The 21293-nt window shown below is 63.2% G+C and carries 21 protein-coding genes; 11 read left to right on the top strand and 10 right to left on the bottom strand.

Going from position 1 to position 21293, the window contains the following annotated elements; all coding sequences use genetic code 11:
* Positions 1 to 36: 36 nt before the first annotated feature.
* The 8 genes from FAY22_RS15440 to FAY22_RS15405 all read right to left on the bottom strand — a co-directional run bounded on the left by FAY22_RS15440 (position 37) and on the right by FAY22_RS15405 (position 7854).
* Complete coding sequence (locus tag FAY22_RS15440; protein ID WP_146331037.1) at positions 37 to 2343, bottom strand: ATP-binding protein; 2307 nt, start codon at positions 2341 to 2343, stop codon at positions 37 to 39.
* Positions 2343 to 2873: a DUF4390 domain-containing protein gene (locus FAY22_RS15435; protein ID WP_146331036.1), complete on the bottom strand. Its 531-nt coding sequence runs from the start codon at positions 2871 to 2873 to the stop codon at positions 2343 to 2345. Before FAY22_RS15435 ends, FAY22_RS15440 begins: the two co-directional genes overlap by 1 nt.
* A 255-nt stretch (positions 2874 to 3128) precedes the next feature.
* A complete protein-coding gene (gene rsmB, locus FAY22_RS15430) occupies positions 3129 to 4457 on the bottom strand; it encodes a 16S rRNA (cytosine(967)-C(5))-methyltransferase RsmB (RefSeq protein ID WP_146331035.1) in 1329 nt (442 codons plus the stop codon).
* 156 nt (positions 4458 to 4613) lie between these two features.
* Positions 4614 to 4958, bottom strand: coding sequence for a DUF1840 domain-containing protein (locus FAY22_RS15425; protein WP_146331034.1), 345 nt, complete (start codon positions 4956 to 4958; stop codon positions 4614 to 4616).
* A gap of 152 nt (positions 4959 to 5110) precedes the next feature.
* Positions 5111 to 5647 (bottom strand): hypothetical protein, encoded by a 537-nt coding sequence (locus tag FAY22_RS15420; protein ID WP_246860526.1) that lies wholly within the window; start codon positions 5645 to 5647, stop codon positions 5111 to 5113.
* A 29-nt stretch (positions 5648 to 5676) separates the two neighbouring features.
* Entirely contained in the window at positions 5677 to 6645 is a 969-nt protein-coding gene (locus FAY22_RS15415) for a DMT family transporter (RefSeq protein ID WP_146331032.1), read from the bottom strand.
* Positions 6646 to 6696: 51 nt separating this feature from the next.
* Positions 6697 to 7539: an AraC family transcriptional regulator gene (locus FAY22_RS15410; protein WP_146331031.1), complete on the bottom strand. Its 843-nt coding sequence runs from the start codon at positions 7537 to 7539 to the stop codon at positions 6697 to 6699.
* Between the two features lie 63 nt (positions 7540 to 7602).
* Positions 7603 to 7854, bottom strand: a complete 252-nt coding sequence (locus FAY22_RS15405; protein ID WP_146331030.1) for a hypothetical protein — start codon at positions 7852 to 7854, stop codon at positions 7603 to 7605.
* A gap of 267 nt (positions 7855 to 8121) precedes the next feature.
* Here FAY22_RS15405 and FAY22_RS15400 point away from each other — a divergent pair, with 267 nt between their 5' ends.
* Positions 8122 to 9579, top strand: a complete 1458-nt coding sequence (locus FAY22_RS15400; protein ID WP_146331029.1) for a PLP-dependent aminotransferase family protein — start codon at positions 8122 to 8124, stop codon at positions 9577 to 9579.
* A 19-nt stretch (positions 9580 to 9598) separates the two neighbouring features.
* On the opposite strand, the gene FAY22_RS15395 is transcribed toward FAY22_RS15400, so the two are convergent.
* Both FAY22_RS15395 and FAY22_RS15390 read right to left on the bottom strand, forming a co-directional pair.
* Entirely contained in the window at positions 9599 to 11122 is a 1524-nt protein-coding gene (locus FAY22_RS15395) for a YifB family Mg chelatase-like AAA ATPase (protein ID WP_146331028.1), read from the bottom strand.
* Positions 11122 to 11364, bottom strand: a complete 243-nt coding sequence (locus FAY22_RS15390) for an accessory factor UbiK family protein (RefSeq protein ID WP_146331027.1) — start codon at positions 11362 to 11364, stop codon at positions 11122 to 11124. The genes FAY22_RS15395 and FAY22_RS15390 overlap by 1 nt, the downstream gene beginning before the upstream one ends.
* 242 nt (positions 11365 to 11606) lie before the next feature.
* Between FAY22_RS15390 and FAY22_RS15385 the strand changes: the two genes are divergently transcribed.
* From FAY22_RS15385 to metW, 10 genes are all read left to right on the top strand, one after another.
* Complete coding sequence (locus FAY22_RS15385; RefSeq protein WP_146331026.1) at positions 11607 to 12332, top strand: TorF family putative porin; 726 nt, start codon at positions 11607 to 11609, stop codon at positions 12330 to 12332.
* Between the two features lie 12 nt (positions 12333 to 12344).
* Positions 12345 to 12683 carry a P-II family nitrogen regulator gene (locus tag FAY22_RS15380; protein ID WP_146331025.1) on the top strand — a complete coding sequence of 113 codons (339 nt, stop codon included), beginning with the start codon at positions 12345 to 12347 and terminating at the stop codon, positions 12681 to 12683.
* A 10-nt stretch (positions 12684 to 12693) separates the two neighbouring features.
* A complete protein-coding gene (locus tag FAY22_RS15375; protein ID WP_146331024.1) occupies positions 12694 to 14217 on the top strand; it encodes an ammonium transporter in 1524 nt (507 codons plus the stop codon).
* Positions 14218 to 14526: 309 nt separating this feature from the next.
* Positions 14527 to 15825 (top strand): glutamate--cysteine ligase, encoded by a 1299-nt coding sequence (gene gshA / locus FAY22_RS15370; RefSeq protein ID WP_146331023.1) that lies wholly within the window; start codon positions 14527 to 14529, stop codon positions 15823 to 15825.
* 10 nt (positions 15826 to 15835) lie between these two features.
* Positions 15836 to 16777 (top strand): glutathione synthase, encoded by a 942-nt coding sequence (gshB, locus tag FAY22_RS15365; protein WP_146331022.1) that lies wholly within the window; start codon positions 15836 to 15838, stop codon positions 16775 to 16777.
* 102 nt (positions 16778 to 16879) lie between these two features.
* Positions 16880 to 17287, top strand: a complete 408-nt coding sequence (locus FAY22_RS15360) for a PTS sugar transporter subunit IIA (RefSeq protein ID WP_146331021.1) — start codon at positions 16880 to 16882, stop codon at positions 17285 to 17287.
* An 11-nt stretch (positions 17288 to 17298) separates the two neighbouring features.
* Positions 17299 to 17568 carry an HPr family phosphocarrier protein gene (locus FAY22_RS15355; RefSeq protein WP_146331020.1) on the top strand — a complete coding sequence of 90 codons (270 nt, stop codon included), beginning with the start codon at positions 17299 to 17301 and terminating at the stop codon, positions 17566 to 17568.
* 17 nt (positions 17569 to 17585) lie between these two features.
* The gene (ptsP, locus tag FAY22_RS15350) at positions 17586 to 19343 is read left to right on the top strand and encodes a phosphoenolpyruvate--protein phosphotransferase (protein ID WP_146331019.1); all 1758 of its coding nucleotides are present in this window, start codon (positions 17586 to 17588) and stop codon (positions 19341 to 19343) included.
* Positions 19344 to 19520: 177 nt separating this feature from the next.
* Positions 19521 to 20669 (top strand): homoserine O-acetyltransferase, encoded by a 1149-nt coding sequence (locus tag FAY22_RS15345; RefSeq protein ID WP_146331018.1) that lies wholly within the window; start codon positions 19521 to 19523, stop codon positions 20667 to 20669.
* Positions 20666 to 21268, top strand: a complete 603-nt coding sequence (gene metW, locus FAY22_RS15340; protein ID WP_146333471.1) for a methionine biosynthesis protein MetW — start codon at positions 20666 to 20668, stop codon at positions 21266 to 21268. Before FAY22_RS15345 ends, metW begins: the two co-directional genes overlap by 4 nt.
* Positions 21269 to 21293: the final 25 nt, after the last annotated feature.

Below are 21293 nucleotides of genomic sequence, written 5' to 3'. Positions count from 1 at the left end.
TCTGTAAGCTTGCCCTGAGTATCGGGACCGCTCCTGTTACGGCGCTAACTTTAACAGCAAAATCGCGACTTTTGCACCGCTGGCGCTGGAGCGGTTCTTGAGGTCGATTCGACCGCCATGCTCATCGACGATTTTTTTAACCATCGCTAATCCCAGGCCCGTGCCACGCTGCTTGGATGTGACATACGGTTCGAAAGCGCGCGAAAGTATCTTTGAGGAAAATCCTGGCCCGTTATCGGTGATGGTCAGCCGCACCGCGGTACGCTTGCCGCCATCCGAATCGTGATAGTGGATGGCTTCCGTGACCACGTCGATGCGTGGCGGCTGCGTGGTGTCGGGCCGCTCCTCTACCGCATCTTGCGCGTTCTGCAGCAGGTTGTGGATGACTTGGCGCAACTGCGTTGCATCGCCCATCACCTGCGGCAGGTGCGGTGCCAGTATCGGATGAATGATATGGAGCTCGTCGCCGCCGATGTACAGGTGCAGGATTTCTTCGACTAGCGCATTCAGGTCGAGCGGGGTGAGCATGGCAGGCGGCGTTTTCGCGTAGTCGCGGAAATCGTCGACCATGCGCTTCATGGCCGCGACCTGGTTGACGATGGTGCTGGTGCTCTTGGTGAGCATCGTCGCGTCCTGCGGAGCGAGCTTGTCTTCCAGCTTCATCTGCAGGCGTTCGGCCGACAGCTGGATCGGCGTGAGCGGATTCTTGATCTCGTGCGCCAGGCGGCGAGCCACTTCGCCCCACGCAATCGAACGCTGCGCCGAGATCACGTCGGAGATATCGTCGAACACCACTACATAACCGGTGCCGCCGGCTACCGGCAAGTGCGAGCCGCGCGCCAGCAGCGTGATGTTCTGCTCGCCGTCGGCCTCGGACGGCAGGCGCGGAATCTCGATCTGCTTTTGCCAGTGCAGGTCGCCGGCACCGCCCACGCCGCCGTCGTCCACCGCCGACTGGGCGCTCTGTTCGGAGAAAGCCTTGGTCACGGCGTCGGCCAGCGGCTGCAGACCGTCGATGGCCGCCAGCGCTTTGCCGATGTGGCGGTCGAAATCGTGCTGCAGGATGCGCTCGACCGATTCGTTGCAGGTCACCAGGCGGAAGTGGCTATCGAGGACCATCACGCCTGCGGACATGTTAGCCAGCACCGATTCCAGGTAGGCTTTTGCATTCTCCAGCTCGAAGCGGTTGCGTTCGGCCGCGGCGCGCGCTTCCGACAGCTGGCGCGTCATGGTGTTGAACGATTGCGTGAGCGTGCCCAGTTCGTCCTTGGTCGGCACGATCGGGCGCGGCGACAGGTTGCCCTCGGCTACCGCCTTGGTGCCCTCGGCCAGCACCAACAAGGGCTTGGCCAGGTCGCCGGCGATCAGGAAGGCCGCCGCGATCGCGCCGAATATTGCCAGCAGCAGGGTCAGGGTCAGGGTCACGATATAAATCTTGCGCAGGCCGGAGCGGGCCAGCGAGCGCTCCTGGTATTCACTGTATGCCGCGCGCAATGCTTCCGCATCGGCGGCCAGATGCTGCGGCACCGGCTGAAGCAATTGCAGGAAGCGCGACTCGCTTTGCAGCGACAGCGCATTGCTCGCTGCCGGGATCGCCACCACTACGCGCAGGCGCAGCCCGCCGGGCGACTCCAGTAGATTCGACGCCGACGCGGAGGGAACGGCGGCGCCGTTCAGATCCTCGTGCGGCTCGACGCCGCCCTCGATGGCCGAGAAGCCGCGCGTCATGCGGGCCTGGCGCAGCATCGCGGCGGTCGGCAGTTCCGGCACCAAGGCGCCGAGGCGCCCGCCGACGGTGGCGATGATTTGACCGTTGGCGGTGACGATGGTTGCTTCCTGCATCTGCTCCTGGTCGCGCAGGCGCGACAGTTGCGTGACTTGCGCCGATTCCGATAACTCGGAGAGCTCCAGCGCGACGTTGCGCGCCTTGGCGGCGAGGTCAGCCAGCGACGCGTCGAGCGCGGTGCGGCCGAGCGTGAGACCGGATTCGAGCGCCGATTCGACGCGCACGTCGAACCAGGATTCGATCGAGCGCGACACGAACTGCACCGACACGATGTAGATCACGGTGCCGGGCAGGATGCCGATCAGCGCGAACAGCAGAACCAGGCGCGCCATCAGCTTGGAGCCGAATTCGCGCCGCTTGTAGCGCTTATAGAGGCGCCGCAGCAGCAGGGACACCAGCCCCAGCAGCGCAACCGTCATCAGCGCGTTCAGGCCCAGCAGCCAGGAATAGTGCTGGTCGAAAAAGACGGAATTCTCCGAAGCGGAGGCGAGCAGAAACAGCAGGATGCTGACCACTCCGCCGCCGATCACCAGCAAGTAACGCAGCAGCCTTGGCACTATTCCGCCCGGTAGGTGAACTGTTTCCAGTCAGACGAGAAGCGCCAGTCGCTGTTGTTGAGCGCGTTGACCTGGAAGGGTTTGGGCAGGCGTGCCACATCGAGGTACATGCGGACTTCGACGTTATAGACTTCGCCCGGCTTGAGCGCGCCTTTTTCGGCTACCAGCCAGCGCCCCGGGCGGCGTACCAGCGACAGGGCCTCGTCCAGCGTGCTGAAACTGGCTTGCAGCTGGCCGCCGATGGCCGCCTGGTATTGGCGCGTCAGGGCATTGTAGGCAATTCGGACAGTTTGCGAAGCCGACAGGGTTTTTTCATTGAACCAGTACCAGCGCGGGCGCGACAGTTCGATCTCGGTGGTGAAGTACAACGGAATGCCGCGCTGGATCGCGTCTTCCAGGCTGCGGTTGAGGTCAAAGGAAAAGGCAATCGACAGCCGATAGCCCTCGTCCGCCGCTTCCAGGTTGGCGCGCGTGATATCCACGCCTTCCGCTTTGGCTGGCGGAGCGCCGAATGCCAGTGCCAGCAACATTGTTGCCAGCAAATAACTTGCCAGTAAATGAAGGAAGCGGCGTGTCACTCGGGTTGAACCGGCACCGTGACAACATGTTTCACGGCATCCGTGTAATCGTCTACAACAGGGTTGAATGGGCGGCGGGAAGCCGGGCGATAGTCATGTTTTTTCCCGGCATAAAAGGCAGCATATCGTCGGCCATGCGATGGAAGCATAAACAGCGGTAAATAATATTCATGCGCTCTTCCAGACGAAGACAATTGAAAAATACTATCAGACCGCTGTCTTTTGGAATAGCGCGTAAAACAAGCCATCGTAATCCTGTTCTACATTTGCGACGGGCAACAACTGGCCCGGCGCGGCTAATCGGATAGCATTGTTTCGCGCTGCAAAAGAGGCGGCTTGCATTTCCGACTCTTGCGGCCAGATGGAACATGTAACGAATAGCAATTTACCATCGGGCCGCAGCATGCGCCACAGATTGTCGAGAATTTGCGCCGAATGTGTTGCAAGCCGTACTGCATCTTCCTTGCGGCGCAGCCAGCGGATGTCGGGATGGCGCCGGACGATGCCCGATGCCGTGCACGGCACGTCGGCCAGAATGCGGTCGAATTGCCTTCCGTCCCACCAGTCGCTACCGCTGGCGTCGCCTTCGTTCAGCGCCGCGTGCAGCTGCAGGCGCTGCAGGTTCTCGTCGATGCGTGCGAGTCGCTGGGCGTCGCAGTCGAGGGCGAGCACTTCGACATCGGCGCATTCCAGGATGTGGCCGGTTTTCCCGCCCGGCGCGGCGCATGCGTCGAGCACGCGCATCCCGGGCTGCAGATCGAGCAGGGGCGCGGCCAGCTGGGCGGCGGCATCCTGCACCGATACCAGGCCTGAGCTAAAGCCCGGGATCTGCGCCACCGGGACCGCGCGCGCCAGGCGCACCGCATCGGGGCCGATGCGTGAGGCGGCAATGTTGTTGTCGCTCAGGACGCGCAGATATGCGTCGACATCGGTGCGGCGCCGGTTCACACGCAGGGTCAGCGGCGGCGTTCCGTTGCCGGCTTCAAGAATGGTCTGCCACTGGCTCGGGTAAGCCGACTTGAGCGTGTCGATCCACCATGCGGGGTAGTTCCAGCGTGCGGATTCGTTGCGGCGTATTTCGCTCAGCAGAGCCTCGTGTTCGCGCAAAAATCGCCGCAGTACCGCATTGACCATGCCTTTGGCCGGGGCGAGGGCGGGCGTGGCGGAGGCCGCGGTGACGGCTTGGTCGACAATGGTAAAGGATTCGTATGGCGCGTCGCCGGGCGCATCGATGCCGGCGCAGATCAGGGCCAGCGCGCAGCACAACAGCCCGTGCAGTTCGGCTGGCGCGGGCGGCTTGTTCGTCAGCCGCCGGATCAGCGCCTCGACGCTGGCAAGCCGCCGCATGGTGCGATAAGCGATGTCCTGGGTTGCGCCGCGCGCCTGGGCGGAGGCATTCAGCGGCGCAAGCACGGCGCCCAGCGCCTGCGGCAACGCCGTCCCGGACTTGACTTGGGCAACGGCGCGCGCGGCAGCCAGCAGGCTGAAAGCGAGGGAATCGGATTTTAAATGAGGTTTAGACACGTCAATATGCATGGCGGGGCAAGCCCGGGGACAGTGGGCCTTTGCCGATGGCCGCCGTTTCAGGCAAAGCCGCCATTTTAGCCGCTGTGGCGCAGGGCTTAAAGCATGGACTGCGCCCGGCTGCGTTGCGTCCTCGGCGCTCGGCTTGAGCGCATTCGACCCGCGTGCTCAGACGCCCCACATGACGTCGTTGTTTTCGCGCCGCGCCGCGCGCAGCATCTCCAGCAAAGGATAGGCGCGCGTTGCAAAGCTGACAAATTCAACCGGCTCGTGCTCGTTGTCTTCCACGTCCTCGCCATGATGCGCCAGCACGTCGCGCTCCACTTCCTCGGAAGCCGGGTGCCGCCTGCTTTCGGCGATTTCTTCTTCCAGCGTGGTGACGGCGCGCGGCATCTCGCCGGCAGTGATGATGCCCTGCTTGACATCCTTGTGCAGCAAATCAAGGATGCGCTTGGCGTGATCTTCGTACATCAGTACTTCGGCGGCGGCTTTTGATTTGAATGTGACCAACATGGTGCCTCCACAAGGGTTTGTTCATATTTAAACCATAGCATGACTTCAGGAATTTGCTACAGGCTACAGCTGCTCCGGCCATGCATGGCTTGATATGGCATGTGACGGCGCAGCGGCGGCGTAATTCCCCCCCGCGCTCCCCGGTACGGCAATCAGGCGGGTTTGAAGGAGGTCAAGAAGGTGTCAACCGCTTCGCGGGGCACGGATTTTTCCTGGCCGACGACCACCAACTGGTACACGCGCTTACCGACGGCGACGAAGCGCGCGACCAGCAGGCGCGGCTGCTCGCCGTTGCGCGGCGCGCCGACTGCCTCGATGTCCAATGTAGCGGGCACGGCGCCCGGCGACGAGGCCAATTCGCGCCGGATGCTGCCGCCAATATTGCGGGTCAGCGCCGTTTTCATGGCGACCAGCGCGCGCTCTGCGGCGGCCGGATCTGGCATTTCGGCCGAACCGACCGCAAACAGCACGTCGCCGGCCTCGGCGGCGGTCATCGTCATCGTAACCGGCAAGCCGTCGAGATCGATCTGGCGTGCGGACGTGGTTGGCTTGGCTGGCAGTAAGATGCTGAATGGAATGCCGCTGTCGTGTACCTCGCGCCAGTCGAACTTGGGGCTGCAAGCGAGCAGCAGCAATGCGCAGGCGATCCCTGCCGACAAGATTGAAAAACGGTGGAAAAATCTGGCCATGGGCCGCATGGTAACAGCGATTTCCCGCTTCACGTGCTGCCGGCGAGCGCTTCCTTGCGTTGCGCGCGGTGGAATGCGCCCACGCCCATGGCCACGCCGGCGCACAGCAAAACGACGCCCGCCAGGACCGGCACGGGCGGCACGGTGCCGCGCCAGATGAAGGCATACAGCAGCGCCGACAGGGTTTCGAACACGATCAGCTGCCCGGCGAGAGAGGTCGGCAGCCGCTGGCTCGCCTTGTTCCACAACATCGTGCCCAGCCACGAGGCGCAAAGTCCAAGCATCAGCATCATGCCGATGAACAGCGACGGGCGCGGGCCGAGCGGAAACGCATAGGTGCCGTGGCCGGTGGCCGTATACAGGCCGAATCCGGCGAAGCCGAGCAGCGCCAGCGGGAAGGTTGCCAGCCCCTGCACGGTGGCCCAGGTCGAGGAGCGGATATGCGGATGCCGTTTCATGTGGCGCGCATTCATGATCGGGTACCAGGTCCATGCCGCCAGCGCGCCGAGCGCGATCAGGCAGCCGAGCGCATAGTCGGCCAGGGAGCGCCGGCCGTCGAGCTGGCTCAGTTCGCTCGCGTTCACCAGCATCAGGCCGGCGAAGATGATGACCAGGGAAGGCGCCAGCCTGCGCCAGGCTATCGATTCCGAGGGATGGCCGGGCGACCAGTTGGAGCAGATGGAGATGACGACCGGGAGCGTGCCGATCAGCATGGCCGGCAGCGGTGCGTCGGCCAGCTGGATCGCGCTGGCCAGCGCCGCGTAGTACAGGACATTGCCGACCAGCGAAAGCTTGACGGCGGCGCGCCAGTCCGCCTTCGACAAGGCGGCGATCTGCCGCCGGTCGAACCAGGCCGGCACCAGCGCGATCAGGCCGAATCCGACATAGCGGCCGAACGACAGCACCATGCCGGGATAGTCGCCGAGGACGAGCGGCGTGACGAAGACGATGCCCCAGAAGAGGCCGGCGCCCAGGGCGCAGAGAAATCCGATCAGCATTTGGCGTAAAGAAGATGGCGAAGCGCGGGCGCGCGATCAGTCAGCGGGCGATTATGCGCGCGTTGCCGGCTGCGGTCTTGTACCGATTTGCTGTTGGTATTGCGCGGGCGTGACGCCGTAGGCGCGCTTGAACCAGCGGTTCAGGTGGCTTTGATCGGTCAGGCCCGCCGCGGCGGCCGCATGCGCCGGTGTAGCGCGCTGCGCCAGCAGCGACTTGGCGCGTGCGGCGCGGCGCGCCTGCAGGTACTGGTGCGGCGTCGCATGGAACATCGCGGAAAAGGTACGCACGAAGTGAAATACCGACAGGCCCGCTTCCGATGCGAGTGTGTCGATGCCCAATGGTTCGTCGAGGTGCGCCTCGATGCAGTCGAGCACGCGCCGCATCGACGCCATGTGGCGCAGATGGCGCGGCGACACCGGCGCCTTCGCGTTTTTGCCGTAGCGCGCCACGATCGCGTCGACCAGCCGCGTGAAGTCGGACAGGAAGGCGATGTTACTGGGCGCGTCCCACATGCGGCGAAACATGCGCCGGTATGCCGCGGCAAGCGCGCGGTCATGGGCCAGCGCTTGCGGAAAGAACGCCTCGCTGCCGGTCAGCTCGCGCAAGGTGCGGGGCTCGATATACAGCATCTGGTAAGTCCAGCCCGCCTCCACCTCGGCCTCGCCGGTATGCAGTTCATCCGGATTGAGCAGGACCAGCGTGCCGGCCGGCGCCACGTGCTCTTCGCCCTGGTAGCGGAAGCGCTCCACGCCCGCTTCGATCGCTCCGATCGAATAGCCGTCGTGCACATGCGGTGCGAAGGCATGCTCCACCAACCGCGCCGAGTACAGTTCCACGCCGGGCAAGTGCGGGCTGGCCTTGAACGTGACGAATTCGGATGGATGCTGGAACATGGGCGGAACAGTAGGGCGGGGCGACGAAATATTCCATGATAATTCTTTCTCGCCTGGCTTGCGCTAGCCGCCCCCGGCATGCTGCGCGAGGCTTTTCCAGCCGCGATGCAAGCCTGCGGCCGCCATCCGGCACCAGCGCGACAGCTTCGGCCATAGCGCCTCTGGCGTGACGCACACGACCTCGGCGTCGTTCAGCGCCTGGATGGCAATCCAGCCAGCCTGCCTGACCAGATGGGGTTCTCCTTCACGCAGGCAGGCTGTCTCCGACAGGATGCGCTCCCCCAGCCAGACTGGCGCGCCTGTAACGCGCAGCATGCCGCTTGCCGCCACCACAATCGTGCCGCGGCACGCGTACTGCCGTAGAGATTGACCATGAGTAAGTTTCGTCTTCGTGGTGCGTTGCCGTGCCATCATGCCTTCCTTTCAGGTGTATGGGCCCATGCTATGAGCGCCGGAGGACATGCAACAGGCATAGGACACCGCAAGCTGTAGCGCAACAGAATGCCGGGATGGCATCTGTTATCGTGTATTTTTCAGGAATCTATATCTGTTCCGGAAGCGATGAATCGGTGATCATGCGATATGGACTCGCAACCTCTTTATAGAAAACTGGCAGACCACTATCTCGGCGCGATCAAGGCGGGATCGCTGGCCCAGGGCGAGCGCATGCCCTCGGTGCGTTCGATGATGCGGCTGCACGGCGTAAGCCTGTCGACGGCGCTGCAGACCTGCAGGCAGCTCGAGAGCGCAGGCTGGATCGAGGCGCGCCCGCGCTCCGGCTATTTCGTGCGCGGGCCGGAGCGTGTCGCGCTGCCGCCGCCGGATGAACCGGACCTGCTGCAGCCGCCCGACCCCGCGCAATATGTCGGCGTGCATGCGCGCGTTTCCGAGTTCATCGCGCAAGGGCGGCGCCATCCGGTCAGAGTCAATCTGTCGGGCGCGCGCGCCGCACCGGAACTGTATCCGGCCGAGCCGCTCCGGGCTGCCTCCGTGCGCGCGCTGCGCCGTCATCCCGAGATGCTGGTGCGCGCCACGCCGGCCGGCGGCAATGCCCTTTTCCGCAGCGTCCTTGCCAAGCGTGCCATCGCCGCCGGCATGGTGCTGTCGCCGGACGAGGTGACCGTCACCCACGGCTGCATCGAGGCGCTCAACCTCGCGCTGCGCGCGGTCTCCCAGCCCGGCGATACCATCGCGGTCGAATCGCCGACCTTCTACGGGCTGTTGCAGATCCTGGAAAGCCTGGGGTTGCGCGCGCTGGAAATCCCGACCAGCGCCAGCACCGGCATCTCGCTCGAGGCGCTGGAACTGGCGATCCAGACTTACGGCAATATCAAGGCGGCGGTCGTCGTGCCGCATTTCCAGAATCCGCTGGCCTGCCTCATGCCGGACGCGCACAAGCAGCGGCTGGTGCAGCTATGCGCGCGCCATGCCATCGCGCTCATCGAGGACGACACCTACAGCGAGCTGGCCGAAGGCGACGTGCCGCTCACGGCCTTGAAGGCATGGGATCACGGCGGCAACGTGATTCATTGCGCATCGCTGCACAAGACGCTGGCGCCCGGCATGCGGCTGGGCTGGATGACGGCGGGGCGCTGGCAGGCCAAGGTGGCGATGCTCAAGTATGCGCAGACGCGCGACAATGAAGAGTGGTCGCAGATCGCGGCTGCCGAATTCATGGCGTCGAGCGCCTACGACCGGCACTTGCGGCGCCTGCGCACGGCGCTGCGGCGGCAGCGCGCGCGCATGGCGCAGGCCATCGCAGCCTATTTCCCGCTCGGTACGCGGTTGACCATGCCCGACGGCGGCATGACGCTATGGCTGGAGTTGCCGCACAAGCTGCCGGCGGCGCAGGTATTTGATGCGGCGCTCGCGCAAGGTATCCTGGTGGCGCCCGGTTTGATGTTTTCGAACTCGAATCGCTTCGACCATTTCCTGCGGATCAATTGCGGCTTGCCGTATTCCGACGACGTCGACCGTGCGATACGCTACCTGGGGCGCGTCGTGGCCGATCTGTCGATACGGGCCGCAAAGGCGGCATAACCACCGAGAACCGCCGGCGTCATTGCTCCCGCAGCGCGCGCCGATATTGAATCGCTTCCGCCACATGGGGCTGCATCACGCCATCAGCTCCCGCCAGATCGGCGATCGTGCGCGCCACCTTCAGGACCCGATGATAGGCGCGCGCCGACCAGTCCAGCCGCAGCATCGCCGTGCGCAGCAATTGTTCGCCCTGGGCGTCCGGCTTGCAGTGCGCATCGATTTCGGCGGTACTTAGCGCGTGATTGCCCTTGCCCTGGCGCCGCAGCTGCCGCTCGAACGCCTGTTCCACGCGCGCGGCGATCGCGGCCGACGGCTCGCCGTCGGCCTGTTTCAGCAGCTCGTCATGCGGCAAGGCGCCGACCTGGATTTGCAGGTCGATCCGGTCCAGCAGCGGCCCCGAGATCTTGCCCTGATAACGCGCGACCGCATCCGGCGTGCAGCGGCACTTGCCGGAGGCGTGCCCGAGATAGCCGCAGGGGCAGGGATTCATCGCCGCCACCAGCTGGAAGCGCGCCGGGAAGTCGGACTGGCGGGCGGCGCGCGAAATCGTGATCTGGCCCGATTCGAGCGGCTCGCGCAGCACTTCCAGCACGCGCCGGTCGAATTCGGGCAATTCGTCCAAAAATAATACGCCGCGATGCGCCAGCGAGATTTCTCCCGGGCGCGGCGTGCCGCCGCCGCCCACCAGCGCCACGCCGGAAGCGGTGTGGTGCGGTGCGCGATACGGACGCGCTTTCCAGCGCGCGGTCGAAAAGCCGCCGGACAGCGATTGCACGGCTGCCGACTCCAGCGCCTCATCATCCGTCATGGAGGGCAGGATGCCGGGAAAGCGCGCGGCCAGCATCGATTTGCCGGTGCCGGGCGGCCCGACGAGCAGGATGCTGTGGCCGCCGCCGGCGGCCACCTCCAGCGCGCGTTTGGCATGCGACTGGCCCTTGACGTCGGCGAAGTCCGGATAGTCGGGCCGCGCCACTGCGGCTTGCGCGCGATGCCTGGACAGCCTGGCATCGCCATCGGCGGCGGCGAAATGCGCGCAGACCTGCAGCAATGAATCGGCCGGAAAGACTGTCGCGTCGCCGACCAGCGCCGCTTCGTCCGCGTTGGCGCGCGGCAGGATGAAGGCGCGCTGCCGGCCCGATGCGCCGCCGGCGCGATGCATCGCGTACGTCATCGCCAGCGCGCCGCGGATCGGGCGCAATTCGCCCGACAGCGACAGCTCGCCGGCGAATTCGTACTTGTCCAGTTCGTCGCCCGGCATCTGGCCGGAGGCGGCGAGGATGCCGAGCGCGATCGGCAAATCGAAGCGGCCCGATTCCTTCGGCAGGTCGGCTGGAGCCAGGTTGACGGTGATGCGCCGCGCCGGGAATTCGAAGCGCGCGTTCTGCAAGGCGGCGCGCACGCGGTCTTTGGATTCCTTGACCTCGGTTTCCGGCAGGCCGACGATCGTAAAAGACGGCAATCCGTTTGCCAGATGCACCTCGACCGTGACTTCCGGCGCGTGCATGCCGGCCAGCGCGCGGCTTTTCAGGACCGCCAGGCTCATTACTTGTTTTTCAGCTGCGCTTCCAGCTCGGCAACGCGTTTTTCCAGTTCATCCAGCTTGGCGCGGGTCTTCGCCAGCACCTGGTTCTGAATGTCGAATTCCTCGCGCGTGACCAGGTCCAGCCGGGAAAAACCCTGGGTCAGCATGGCCTTCACATTCTTTTCGATGTCTTTGGCGGGCGAGTTCTCCAGTGCCTGATTGATCTTTGCCTGGAGGTCATTAAAGAAGTTGTTTGCGTTCATGGTGAATCCAAATGTGAATGTATCGCACGTCCGTGGTGCGCATTGCGATGGTGCGCCTCAAGATGGTGCGGGTTTTCCGGTGCGCTGTTTTAAATGAGGGCGTGCCCGCCCTGAAAGGGGCGTTTAAATAAAAAAATGATAACGCATACCCTGAGGAAAAGGGTGGCATGGGTCCTGCTAATAGCCCTGCGAGCCGTATTAGAACCCATTTTTTGTTCCAACACCGCGAAAAGGGATATGCCATGAAAAAAATGATTCTCGCCACCGCAGCAATGGCCGCCTTTGCAGGCAGTTACGCTCAGGCAGAAGATCAAAAGCCGGAACATGAAGTCAGCTTCAACGCTTCCATTGTCAGCGACTATCGTTATCGCGGCATCTCGCAGTCGCGCCTGGATCCGGCGTTGCAGGGCGGGGCCGACTACACGCACAACCCGACCGGATTGTATGCCGGCACATGGCTTTCGACCATTAAATGGATCAAGGATGCCGGCGGCGACGGCAATATCGAGTGGGATATCTATGGCGGCAAGCGCGGTGAAATCACCAAGGATGTCGCATACGACGTCGGCGTGCTGACTTATGTCTATCCGTCCAATGGCCTCAATCCGAGCGCCAACACCACCGAAATCTACGGCCAACTCGGTTACGGGCCTGGCTATGTCAAGTACTCGCATTCCGTGACCAACCTGTTTGGCTTTGCCGACAGCAAGAACAGCGGCTATCTGGACATCGGCGCCAATGTCGAAGTGATGCAAGGCCTGACCCTGAATTTGCATGCCGGCCGCCAGCGCGTGCGCGGCCCTTCCAGTGCCGCCAGCTACAACGACTGGAAGGTCGGCCTTACCAAGGACTTCGGCGTGGTTACCGGCAGCGTGGCGCTGATCGGCACCACCCTGACCGTTCCCGGACCGGATGGCGAAAACCTGGGCAAGAACGGCCTGGTTGTCTCCGTCGGCAAGACTTTCTAGAGCGAGGCCATCATGAAACTGATCACTGCGATCATCAAACCATTCAAGCTCGATGAAGTGCGCGAAGCGCTGTCCACGATCGGCGTGCAGGGTATCACCGTGACCGAGGTCAAGGGCTTCGGCCGCCAGAAGGGCCATACCGAGCTGTACCGCGGCGCGGAATACGTGGTCGATTTCCTGCCCAAGACCAAGATCGAAGCCGCGGTCGACGACGCCATCCTCGACCGTGCGATCGAAGCGATCGAGTCGTCCGCCCGCACCGGCAAGATCGGCGACGGCAAGATTTTTGTCTACGACCTGCAGCAAGTCGTGCGTATCCGTACCGGCGAAACCGGCAAAGAAGCCCTCTAAGGAGAATGACATGATGAGACGATTGGCAAGCTTCCTGGCCGCCGGCGCCCTGCTGTTCGCAGTCGGCGTTTCGCTGCCCGCTGCCGCCGCCGATGCGCCGGCGGCATCCGCAGCCGCATCCGTTGACGCGCCTGCCGCCGCAGCAGCGCCTGCAGCCAGCAATGCGGCTCCCGCGGCCGCCGCGCCGGCAGCCGCTCCGGCGCCGACGCCCAACAAGGGCGATACCGCCTGGATGATGGTGGCGACCCTGCTCGTGATCCTGATGACGATCCCGGGCCTGGCATTGTTCTACGGCGGCCTGGTGCGGTCGAAGAACATGTTGTCGATCCTGATGCAGGTGTTCATGATCTTTGCCCTGATCATCGTGCTGTGGTGTATCTACGGCTATTCGCTGGCCTTTACCGAGGGCGGCGCATTCATCGGCAAATTCGATCGCCTGTTCCTGAACGGTATCTGGGATCCTGCCAAGGGGGCGTTCGCTACCGCCGCGACCTTCAGCAAAGGCGTGGTGATTCCGGAGTTCGTGTTCGTGGCGTTCCAGGCGACCTTTGCGGCGATTACCTGCGCCCTGATCATCGGTGCCTTCGCCGAGCGCGCCAAGTTCTCCGCCGTGCTGCTGTTCGTGGTGCTGTGGTTCACCTTCTCCTATCTGCCTATCGCGCACATGGTCTGGTTCTGGCCGGGTCCGGACGCGATTACAGACGCGGCGACGCTGGCGTCGGCCACCGAGAAGGCCGGCTGGCTGTGGCAGAAGGGCGCGCTCGATTTCGCGGGCGGCACCGTGGTGCATATCAATGCGGCGGTGGCCGGTATCGTCGGCGCCTTTGTGATCGGCAAGCGTATCGGCTACGGCCGCGAATCGATGGCGCCGCACTCGCTGACGCTGACCATGGTCGGTGCATCGCTGCTGTGGGTGGGCTGGTTCGGCTTCAACGCCGGTTCCGCCCTGGAAGCCGGCGACGTGGCAGCCCTGGCCTTTGTCAACACGCTCCTGGCGACGGCTGCCGCCACCGTATCCTGGGTGTTCGGCGAGTGGATGGCCAAAGGCAAGCCCTCCATGCTCGGCGGCGCGTCCGGCGCGGTTGCCGGCCTGGTGGCGATCACCCCGGCATGCGGCTTCGTCGGCCCGATGGGTGCGCTCGTGATCGGCTTGCTGGCCGGCGTCGTCTGCCTGTGGGGTGTCAATGGACTGAAGCGCCTGCTCGGCGCCGACGACTCGCTCGACGTGTTCGGCGTGCACGGCGTGGGCGGCATCCTGGGCGCCTTGCTGACCGGCGTATTCGCCTCGCCGTCGCTCGGCGGCCAGGGCATCTTCGATTACGTCGCCAACAAGATGTCGTCGGAGCCGTATTCGATTGCCGGCCAGGTCTGGATCCAGTTCCAGGGCGTCATCACGACGATCATCTGGTCCGGCGTGGTGTCCCTGGTGGCCTACAAGTTGGTCGACCTGCTGATCGGCATGCGCGTGCCGGAAGAACAGGAGCGCGAAGGCCTGGACGTCACCGCCCACGGCGAATCGGCGTATCACGGCTGATTTCGGCCGGCACAATTTCTCCATCCGCTGCCGCGGATCGCAAGGCGCCTCGCAAGAGGCGCCTTTTTTTTCATCCCGCCACCCCGCAGGCCGGGATGCCAGTCAGGCAACGCGGTTTACCCTTTAAATTGCCCGATTCGCCCTGATCTGAGGGGTGCCGAGTTCACAGGGATGAATGTGTTGTCATCTGTGAAATACATTCCGCCGCCTTGGCGTATCCAACACAACATCCGGCAGGCGCAAGACAGGGATTGCCGTTAGAATCAGCGTCAATCCTCTTGCAAATATGCTTATACCTTTAAGGTTTATATGGTTCCGCACCTCGTCACGGCCCTGAATGGCCCGCTCCTCGACCTCGAAAAGAAGATTCTCAATGCGACGCCGGCCATCGAGCGCTGGTTCCGGCTCGAATGGCAGGAACATACCCCGCCGTTTTACTGTTCGGTGGACTTGCGCAACGCCGGCTTCAAGCTGGCGCCGGTCGACACCAACCTGTTCCCGGGCGGCTTCAACAACCTGTCTTCCGAGATGCTGCCGCTGGCGGTGCAGGCGGCCATGGCAGCGATTGAAAAATATTGTCCCGATGCAAAGAACCTGCTGCTGATCCCGGAAAAACATACCCGTAACACGTTCTACCTGCAGAATGTCGCGCGCCTGATCCAGATCTTCCGCCAGACCGGGCTGAATGTGCGGCTCGGCTCGCTGTCGGACGATGTGAAGGAGCCGACCAATATCGAGCTGCCCGATGGCTCCGTATTGACCCTGGAGCCGCTGGAGCGCTCGCCCAATGGCCGCCGCCTCGGGCTGAAGAACTTCGACCCGTGCACCATCCTGCTCAATAACGACTTGTCGTCCGGTATTCCGAAAATTCTGGAAAACCTGCCGGAGCAAAACCTGCTGCCGCCGCTGCACGCCGGCTGGACCGTGCGCCGCAAGACCAATCACTTCGCCGCCTATGACGAAGTGGTCAAGAAATTCGCCAAGCTGATCGACGTCGACGGCTGGATGCTCAATCCCTACTTTGCCAAGTGCGGACAGATCAATTTCCAGGAACGTACCGGCGAGGATTGCCTCGCGTCTAACGTTGATACGCTGCTGGCCAAGATCCGCAAGAAGTACAAGGAATACGGGATCAAGGAAACCCCGTTCGTGATCGTGAAAGCCGACGCCGGCACCTACGGCATGGGCATCATGACGGTCAAGGACGCCAGCGAGGTGAAGGACCTGAACCGCAAGCAGCGCAATAAGATGTCGGTGGTGAAGGAAGGACTGGAAGTCAACGACGTGATCATCCAGGAAGGCGTCCATACCTTCGAGCACATCAACGACGCGGTGGCCGAGCCGGTCGTCTACATGATCGACCGTTACGTGGTCGGTGGCTTCTACCGCGTGCACGCCGAGCGCGGCGTCGACGAGAACCTGAATTCGCCGGGCGCGCATTTCGTGCCGCTGGCGTTCGCGCAGCAGCACGCGCTGCCCGACCTGGGCGCCAAGCCCGGCACCGCCGCGCCGAACCGTTTCTACATGTACGGCGTGGTGGCGCGCCTGGCCTTGCTGGCGGCATCGATCGAGCTGGAGAAGACCGACCCGAATCCGGAAATCTATTAAGGCCCGCTACATGAAATTCGCGTTCCTGGCCGACCCGCTCGACCATTTCAAGACCTACAAGGACACGACCTACGCGATGATGGCCGAGGCTGCGCGCCGCGGCCACGAGGTTTATGCCTTCGAGCAGCGCGACATGGCGTTCGAGAACGGCAGGGTGCTGGCCAATGTCGCGCGCATCACGATTACCGGCGACCTCAAGGACTGGTACCGGGCCGAACCTGCGCGGCCGGCGCAACTGCACGAATTCGACGCGGTCATGGTGCGCAAGGACCCGCCGTTCAACATGGAGTACATCTACGCCACCTACCTGCTGGAACTGGCGGAGCGGCAGGGGGCGCGCATTCTCAACCGGCCCGAGGCGATCCGCAGCCACAACGAGAAGATGGCGATCACCGAATTCGCGCAGTTCATCGCGCCGACACTGGTCACCAGCGACGCGGCCCGGGTGCGCGCCTTCCACCACGAGCACAGGGACATCATCCTCAAGCCGCTGGACGGCATGGGCGGCATCGGCATTTTCCGGGTCAGGGAAGACGGCCTCAATCTCGGCGCGATCGTCGAAACGCTCACCGCCAACGGTGCGCACACCATCATGGTGCAGCGCTTCATCCCCGACATCTCCCAGGGCGACAAGCGGGTGCTGCTGATCGGCGGCGAAGTCGCGCCATTCTGCCTCGCGCGCATCCCCCAGGGGGGCGAAGTGCGGGGCAATCTGGCCGTCGGCGGCCTCGGCGTGGCGCAACCGATTTCGGCGCGGGACCGGGAAATCGGCGAAACCCTTGCGCCAATTCTTTTGAAACGCGGCTTATTGCTGGTAGGATTGGACGTTATTGGGGATTACTTGACAGAAATTAACGTCACCAGCCCCACCTGTTTCCAGGAAATCACGCAACAGACCGGCTTCGATGTCGCCGCCATGTTCATCGAGGCGCTGGAAAAGCAGTGCACATAAAATAGCCTGCGCGGCAAGCCGCGCCGGACAAGAGATAGACCGCTTTTGTTTGGGGACATCGTTCCGCTTATTCCCGCTTGATCATTCTGGGTATCGAAGACCATGATTGGCATTCTTCTGTTGACGCATGCACCGCTGGGTAACGCCTTTATCGACGCGGCGACCCATGTGTTTCGCGCTCGTCCGGAAAGAATGGAAGCCATCGACGTGACCGCCGACCAGGATACGGCCGAAGTCAATCGCCTGGCCAGGGAAGCGATCGCCCGTATCGATGACGGTTCTGGCGTGCTGGTGATTACCGACGTCATGGGCGGCACGCCATGCAACTGCACGTTGCGCCTGGGCGATCCCGGCCATGTTGACATCATCGCGGGGATCAGCCTGCCAATGCTGCTGCGCGCGCTGACCTACCGTAACGATACGCTCGATGTCGTGGTGGAGATGGCGCTGGCCGGCGGCCAGAGCGGCGCGGTCAGGGTCGATAATCGCGTCCGCCTCGGGCCAAACTAATAATTTCAGACATGATTCAACAAGAAATCGAAATCATCAACAAGCTCGGACTGCATGCGCGCGCCTCGGCCAAACTGACCCAGCTGGCGGCGAAATTCCAGAGCGATGTCTGGATGACCCGCAATGCGCGGCGCGTCAACGCCAAATCCATCATGGGCGTGATGATGCTGGCAGCAGGCAAGGGGGCCAAGGTCGTTCTGGAAACCGACGGCGCGGACGAAAAGGCGTGCTTTGACGCGCTCGTCGAGCTGATCCAGAATAAGTTCGGCGAAGGCGAATAATCCAGGCGAAGATCTCGATGGCCTCATTCACGCTCCATGGCATTCCCGTTTCGCGCGGAATCGCGATTGGCCGCGCGCACCTGCTGGCGCCGGCCGCGCTCGACGTCAAGCATTACCTGATTCCGCAGGAACAGGTCGAAGCCGAAGTCCAGCGCCTGCAAAAGGCGATCGCCACCGTCCACAAGGAGCTGCAGACCATCTGGAACGAGCTGCCCAAGGATTCGCCGGCCGAGCTTGGCGCGTTCATCGACGTGCACGCGCTGATCCTGTCGGACCCGATGATCGCCGAAGTCCCGCTCGATATCATCCGCACCCGCTTTTACAACGCCGAATGGGCGCTGTTGACGCAAATTGACGAATTGTCGGCGCAGTTCGATGAAATCGAGGATGCCTACCTGCGCGAGCGCAAGTCCGACATCCAGCAGGTCGGCGAGCGCGTGCTGAAGGTGTTGACCGGCAGCGCCAATACCTTGCCGGCGGGGGACGGCAGCGAGGGCGCCGGGCGCATGATCGTGGTCGCGCACGACATTTCGCCGGCCGACATGCTGCGCTTCAAGGACCGCGCGTTCGGCGGTTTCGTCACCGACCTCGGCGGGCAGAATTCGCATTCCGCCATCGTCGCGCGCAGCCTCGACATTCCGGCCGTGGTCGGCATGTACAACGCCTCGATGCTGATCCGCCAGGACGACTGGGTGATCATCGACGGCGATGCCGGTGTCGTGATCGTCGATCCCACGCCGGGCGTGCTGGAGCAGTACCGCGAGCGCCAGGCGCGCCTGCTGCGCGAGCGCAAGAAACTCGGCAAGCTGAAAAAGACGCCGGCCATCACCAAGGACGGCACCGAGATCACGCTCCTGGCGAATATCGAATTGCCGGAGGATTGTGCTGCGGCGATGGAGTCGGGCGCCATGGGCGTCGGCCTGTTCCGCTCCGAATACCTGTTCATGGGCCGCGCCGGCTTCGTCAACAAGCTGCCCTCCGAGGACGAGCAGTTCGAGTCCTACCGCCAGGCGGTGCTCGCGATGAAGGGCCGCCCGGTCACCATCCGCACGCTCGACATCGGTGCCGACAAGCCGCTCGACATGGCCGAGCAGACTTCGCTGAATCCGGCGCTCGGCCTGCGCGCGATCCGCTTTTGCCTGGCCGAGCCGCAGATGTTCCTGGCGCAGCTGCGCGCGATCCTGCGCGCGTCCGCCTACGGCCCGGTCAAGCTCCTGATCCCGATGCTGGCACATGCGTTCGAGATCGACCAGAGCCTGGCGATGATCGAGCAGGCCAAGCGGCAGCTGCGCGACGCCGGCAAGAAGTTCGATCCGCTGATCCCGATCGGCGCGATGATCGAGATCCCGGCCGCGGCGCTGACCCTGCCGATGTTCGTCAAGAAGATGGATTTCCTGTCGATCGGCACCAACGACCTGATCCAGTACACGCTGGCGATCGACCGCGCCGACCACGAGGTGGCACACCTGTACAACCCGCTGCATCCGGCGGTGCTGTACCTGCTGGCGTCCACCATTTCGATTGCCAACAAGGCGGGCATCCCGGTGGCGGTGTGCGGCGAGATGGCCGGCGACACGAAGCTGACGCGCATGCTGCTCGGCATGGGGCTGCGCGAGTTTTCGATGCACCCGACCCAGATCCTGTCGGTCAAGCAGCAGATCCTGAACAGCGACCTCAACGAGATCGCGCCGTCAGTCAAGAAAATCCTGCGCTCGTTCGATCCGATGGCGATTGCCGAGGCCGTCAACCAGCTCAATCAGACTGGCACGGTTTGACGGACTGCAACGAGTTCGTTATTCTTATGCTGTGCGCCGATTTGATAATCAGCTTGCGGGCGCCTAATAAATACGGCTAAAGCGTGCTTGCATGTGAGCCCAGAATTTAGCCCGATAAGCTGACCAGCTGTCGGGCTTTTTCATTTCAGGTTCAAATAATTCTACTTCGGGACCTATATGTCATCCCTTGGGATCGTTGCACCGCAATCGATGCATTTCAAGGCGCCGCTGCGCCTGTCCAGCGGCGCGTCGCTGGCCGACTACACGATGGTCTATGAAACCTATGGCACGCTCAATGCCGACCGCTCCAACGCGGTGCTGGTATGCCATGCATTGAACGCCTCGCACCACGTCGCCGGCGTGTATGAGGGCGAGGGCGGGCGCAAGAACGTCGGCTGGTGGGACAACATGGTGGGCCCGGGCAAACCGCTCGACACCAACCGCTTCTTCGTCATCGGCATCAACAATCCCGGCTCCTGTTTCGGCTCGACCGGACCGATGCATGTCAATCCCGCCACCGGCAAGCCCTACGGCGCTGATTTTCCGGTAGTGACGGTGGAGGATTGGGTGCGCGCGCAAGCGCGCGTCGCCGATGAACTCGGCATCGAGCAGTTCGCCGCCGTGATGGGCGGTTCGCTCGGCGGCATGCAGGCGCTTTCGTGGAGCCTGTTGTTCCCGCAGCGTCTGCGCCATGCGATCGTGATCGCCTCGACGCCGAAGCTGTCGGCGCAGAACATCGCCTTCAATGACGTGGCGCGCCAGGCGATCCTGACCGATCCCGATTTCCACGGCGGCGACTACTATGCGCACGGCGTAGTGCCCAAGCGCGGCTTGCGCGTGGCGCGCATGATCGGCCACATCACCTATCTGTCCGACGACAGCATGGCGGAAAAATTCGGGCGCGGCCTGCGCAACGGCGGGTATCAGTTTGGCTTTGGCGTCGATTTCGAGATCGAATCCTACTTGCGCTATCAGGGCGACAAGTTCTCCGAATACTTCGACGCCAATACTTATCTGCTGATTACCAAGGCGCTCGATTATTTCGACCCCGCGCGCGACCATGGCGACGATCTCACCAAGGCACTAGCCGCCACTCAGGCGCAGTTCCTGCTGGTGTCCTTCACCACCGACTGGCGTTTTTCGCCCGAGCGCAGCCGGGAGATTGTGCAGGCGCTGGTCAACAACAAGCGCAAGGTCGCTTATGCCGAGATCGACGCGCCGCACGGGCACGATGCCTTCCTGCTGGAAGACGCGCGCTACATGAACGTGGTGCGCGCCTACTACGACCGCATATGGAAAGAAATCGACAACAGGGGGCGCGCATGAATTTCCAGGACTTGAGCATCTTGCGCGCCGATCTCGCGTTCATCGCGCACTGGGTGCGCGACGCATCGCATGTGCTCGATCTCGGCTGCGGCGACGGCGTGATGTTGGATTATCTGCAATCACAAAAGCAATGCATCGGCTACGGCGTCGAAATCGACGACCACAAGATCCCGCTGTGCGTCGAGCGCGGCGTGGCCGTGATTCAGCAGGACCTGGAAGCGGGCCTGGCGATGTTTGCCGATAATGCATTCGATACCGTGCTGTGCCTGTCGGCGCTGCAGATGATGAAGAACGTGGAAGGCGTGCTGCGCGATATCGCGCGCGTCGGGCGCGAGGCGATCGTGTCGTTCCCGAACTTCGCCTACTGGCCGCACCGCTTCGCGCTGCTGCGCGGGCGCATGCCGGTGTCGAAGTCGCTGCCGTATGAATGGTATGACACGCCCAACCTGCGTTGTGCCACGATCAAGGATTTTGAGGAACTTGCGAACCGGGTCGGACTCGAAGTGCTCGAATGTGTGGCGTTGCAAGACGGCAAGCCCGTTGATTTCCTGCCAAACTGGCGTGGCAGTCTGGCCGTATTCCGCTTCCGTAAAAAATAATCCGGGCACCTCCTGTCCACATTGC

The sequence above is a fragment of the Noviherbaspirillum sp. UKPF54 genome, from assembly GCF_007874125.1.
In the GTDB taxonomy this organism is placed as follows: domain Bacteria; phylum Pseudomonadota; class Gammaproteobacteria; order Burkholderiales; family Burkholderiaceae_D; genus Noviherbaspirillum.
Note: the sequence above shows the minus strand (reverse complement) of the source record. Positions and strands in the feature narration are given on the sequence as shown.

What these genes read in the sequence shown, in the direction of transcription:
- FAY22_RS15435 (WP_146331036.1), bottom strand. Translation starts at nt 2,873, where the DNA reads ATGTTGCTGGCACTGGCATTCGGCGCTCCGCCAGCCAAAGCGGAAGGC.
- rsmB (WP_146331035.1), bottom strand. Translation starts at nt 4,457, where the DNA reads ATGCATATTGACGTGTCTAAACCTCATTTAAAATCCGATTCCCTCGCT.
- FAY22_RS15425 (WP_146331034.1), bottom strand. Translation starts at nt 4,958, where the DNA reads ATGTTGGTCACATTCAAATCAAAAGCCGCCGCCGAAGTACTGATGTAC.
- FAY22_RS15420 (WP_246860526.1), bottom strand. Translation starts at nt 5,647, where the DNA reads ATGGCCAGATTTTTCCACCGTTTTTCAATCTTGTCGGCAGGGATCGCC.
- FAY22_RS15415 (WP_146331032.1), bottom strand. Translation starts at nt 6,645, where the DNA reads ATGCTGATCGGATTTCTCTGCGCCCTGGGCGCCGGCCTCTTCTGGGGC.
- FAY22_RS15410 (WP_146331031.1), bottom strand. Translation starts at nt 7,539, where the DNA reads ATGTTCCAGCATCCATCCGAATTCGTCACGTTCAAGGCCAGCCCGCAC.
- FAY22_RS15405 (WP_146331030.1), bottom strand. Translation starts at nt 7,854, where the DNA reads ATGCTGCGCGTTACAGGCGCGCCAGTCTGGCTGGGGGAGCGCATCCTG.
- FAY22_RS15400 (WP_146331029.1), top strand. Translation starts at nt 8,122, where the DNA reads ATGGACTCGCAACCTCTTTATAGAAAACTGGCAGACCACTATCTCGGC.
- FAY22_RS15395 (WP_146331028.1), bottom strand. Translation starts at nt 11,122, where the DNA reads ATGAGCCTGGCGGTCCTGAAAAGCCGCGCGCTGGCCGGCATGCACGCG.
- FAY22_RS15390 (WP_146331027.1), bottom strand. Translation starts at nt 11,364, where the DNA reads ATGAACGCAAACAACTTCTTTAATGACCTCCAGGCAAAGATCAATCAG.
- FAY22_RS15385 (WP_146331026.1), top strand. Translation starts at nt 11,607, where the DNA reads ATGAAAAAAATGATTCTCGCCACCGCAGCAATGGCCGCCTTTGCAGGC.
- FAY22_RS15380 (WP_146331025.1), top strand. Translation starts at nt 12,345, where the DNA reads ATGAAACTGATCACTGCGATCATCAAACCATTCAAGCTCGATGAAGTG.
- FAY22_RS15375 (WP_146331024.1), top strand. Translation starts at nt 12,694, where the DNA reads ATGATGAGACGATTGGCAAGCTTCCTGGCCGCCGGCGCCCTGCTGTTC.
- gshA (WP_146331023.1), top strand. Translation starts at nt 14,527, where the DNA reads ATGGTTCCGCACCTCGTCACGGCCCTGAATGGCCCGCTCCTCGACCTC.
- gshB (WP_146331022.1), top strand. Translation starts at nt 15,836, where the DNA reads ATGAAATTCGCGTTCCTGGCCGACCCGCTCGACCATTTCAAGACCTAC.
- FAY22_RS15360 (WP_146331021.1), top strand. Translation starts at nt 16,880, where the DNA reads ATGATTGGCATTCTTCTGTTGACGCATGCACCGCTGGGTAACGCCTTT.
- FAY22_RS15355 (WP_146331020.1), top strand. Translation starts at nt 17,299, where the DNA reads ATGATTCAACAAGAAATCGAAATCATCAACAAGCTCGGACTGCATGCG.
- ptsP (WP_146331019.1), top strand. Translation starts at nt 17,586, where the DNA reads ATGGCCTCATTCACGCTCCATGGCATTCCCGTTTCGCGCGGAATCGCG.
- FAY22_RS15345 (WP_146331018.1), top strand. Translation starts at nt 19,521, where the DNA reads ATGTCATCCCTTGGGATCGTTGCACCGCAATCGATGCATTTCAAGGCG.
- metW (WP_146333471.1), top strand. Translation starts at nt 20,666, where the DNA reads ATGAATTTCCAGGACTTGAGCATCTTGCGCGCCGATCTCGCGTTCATC.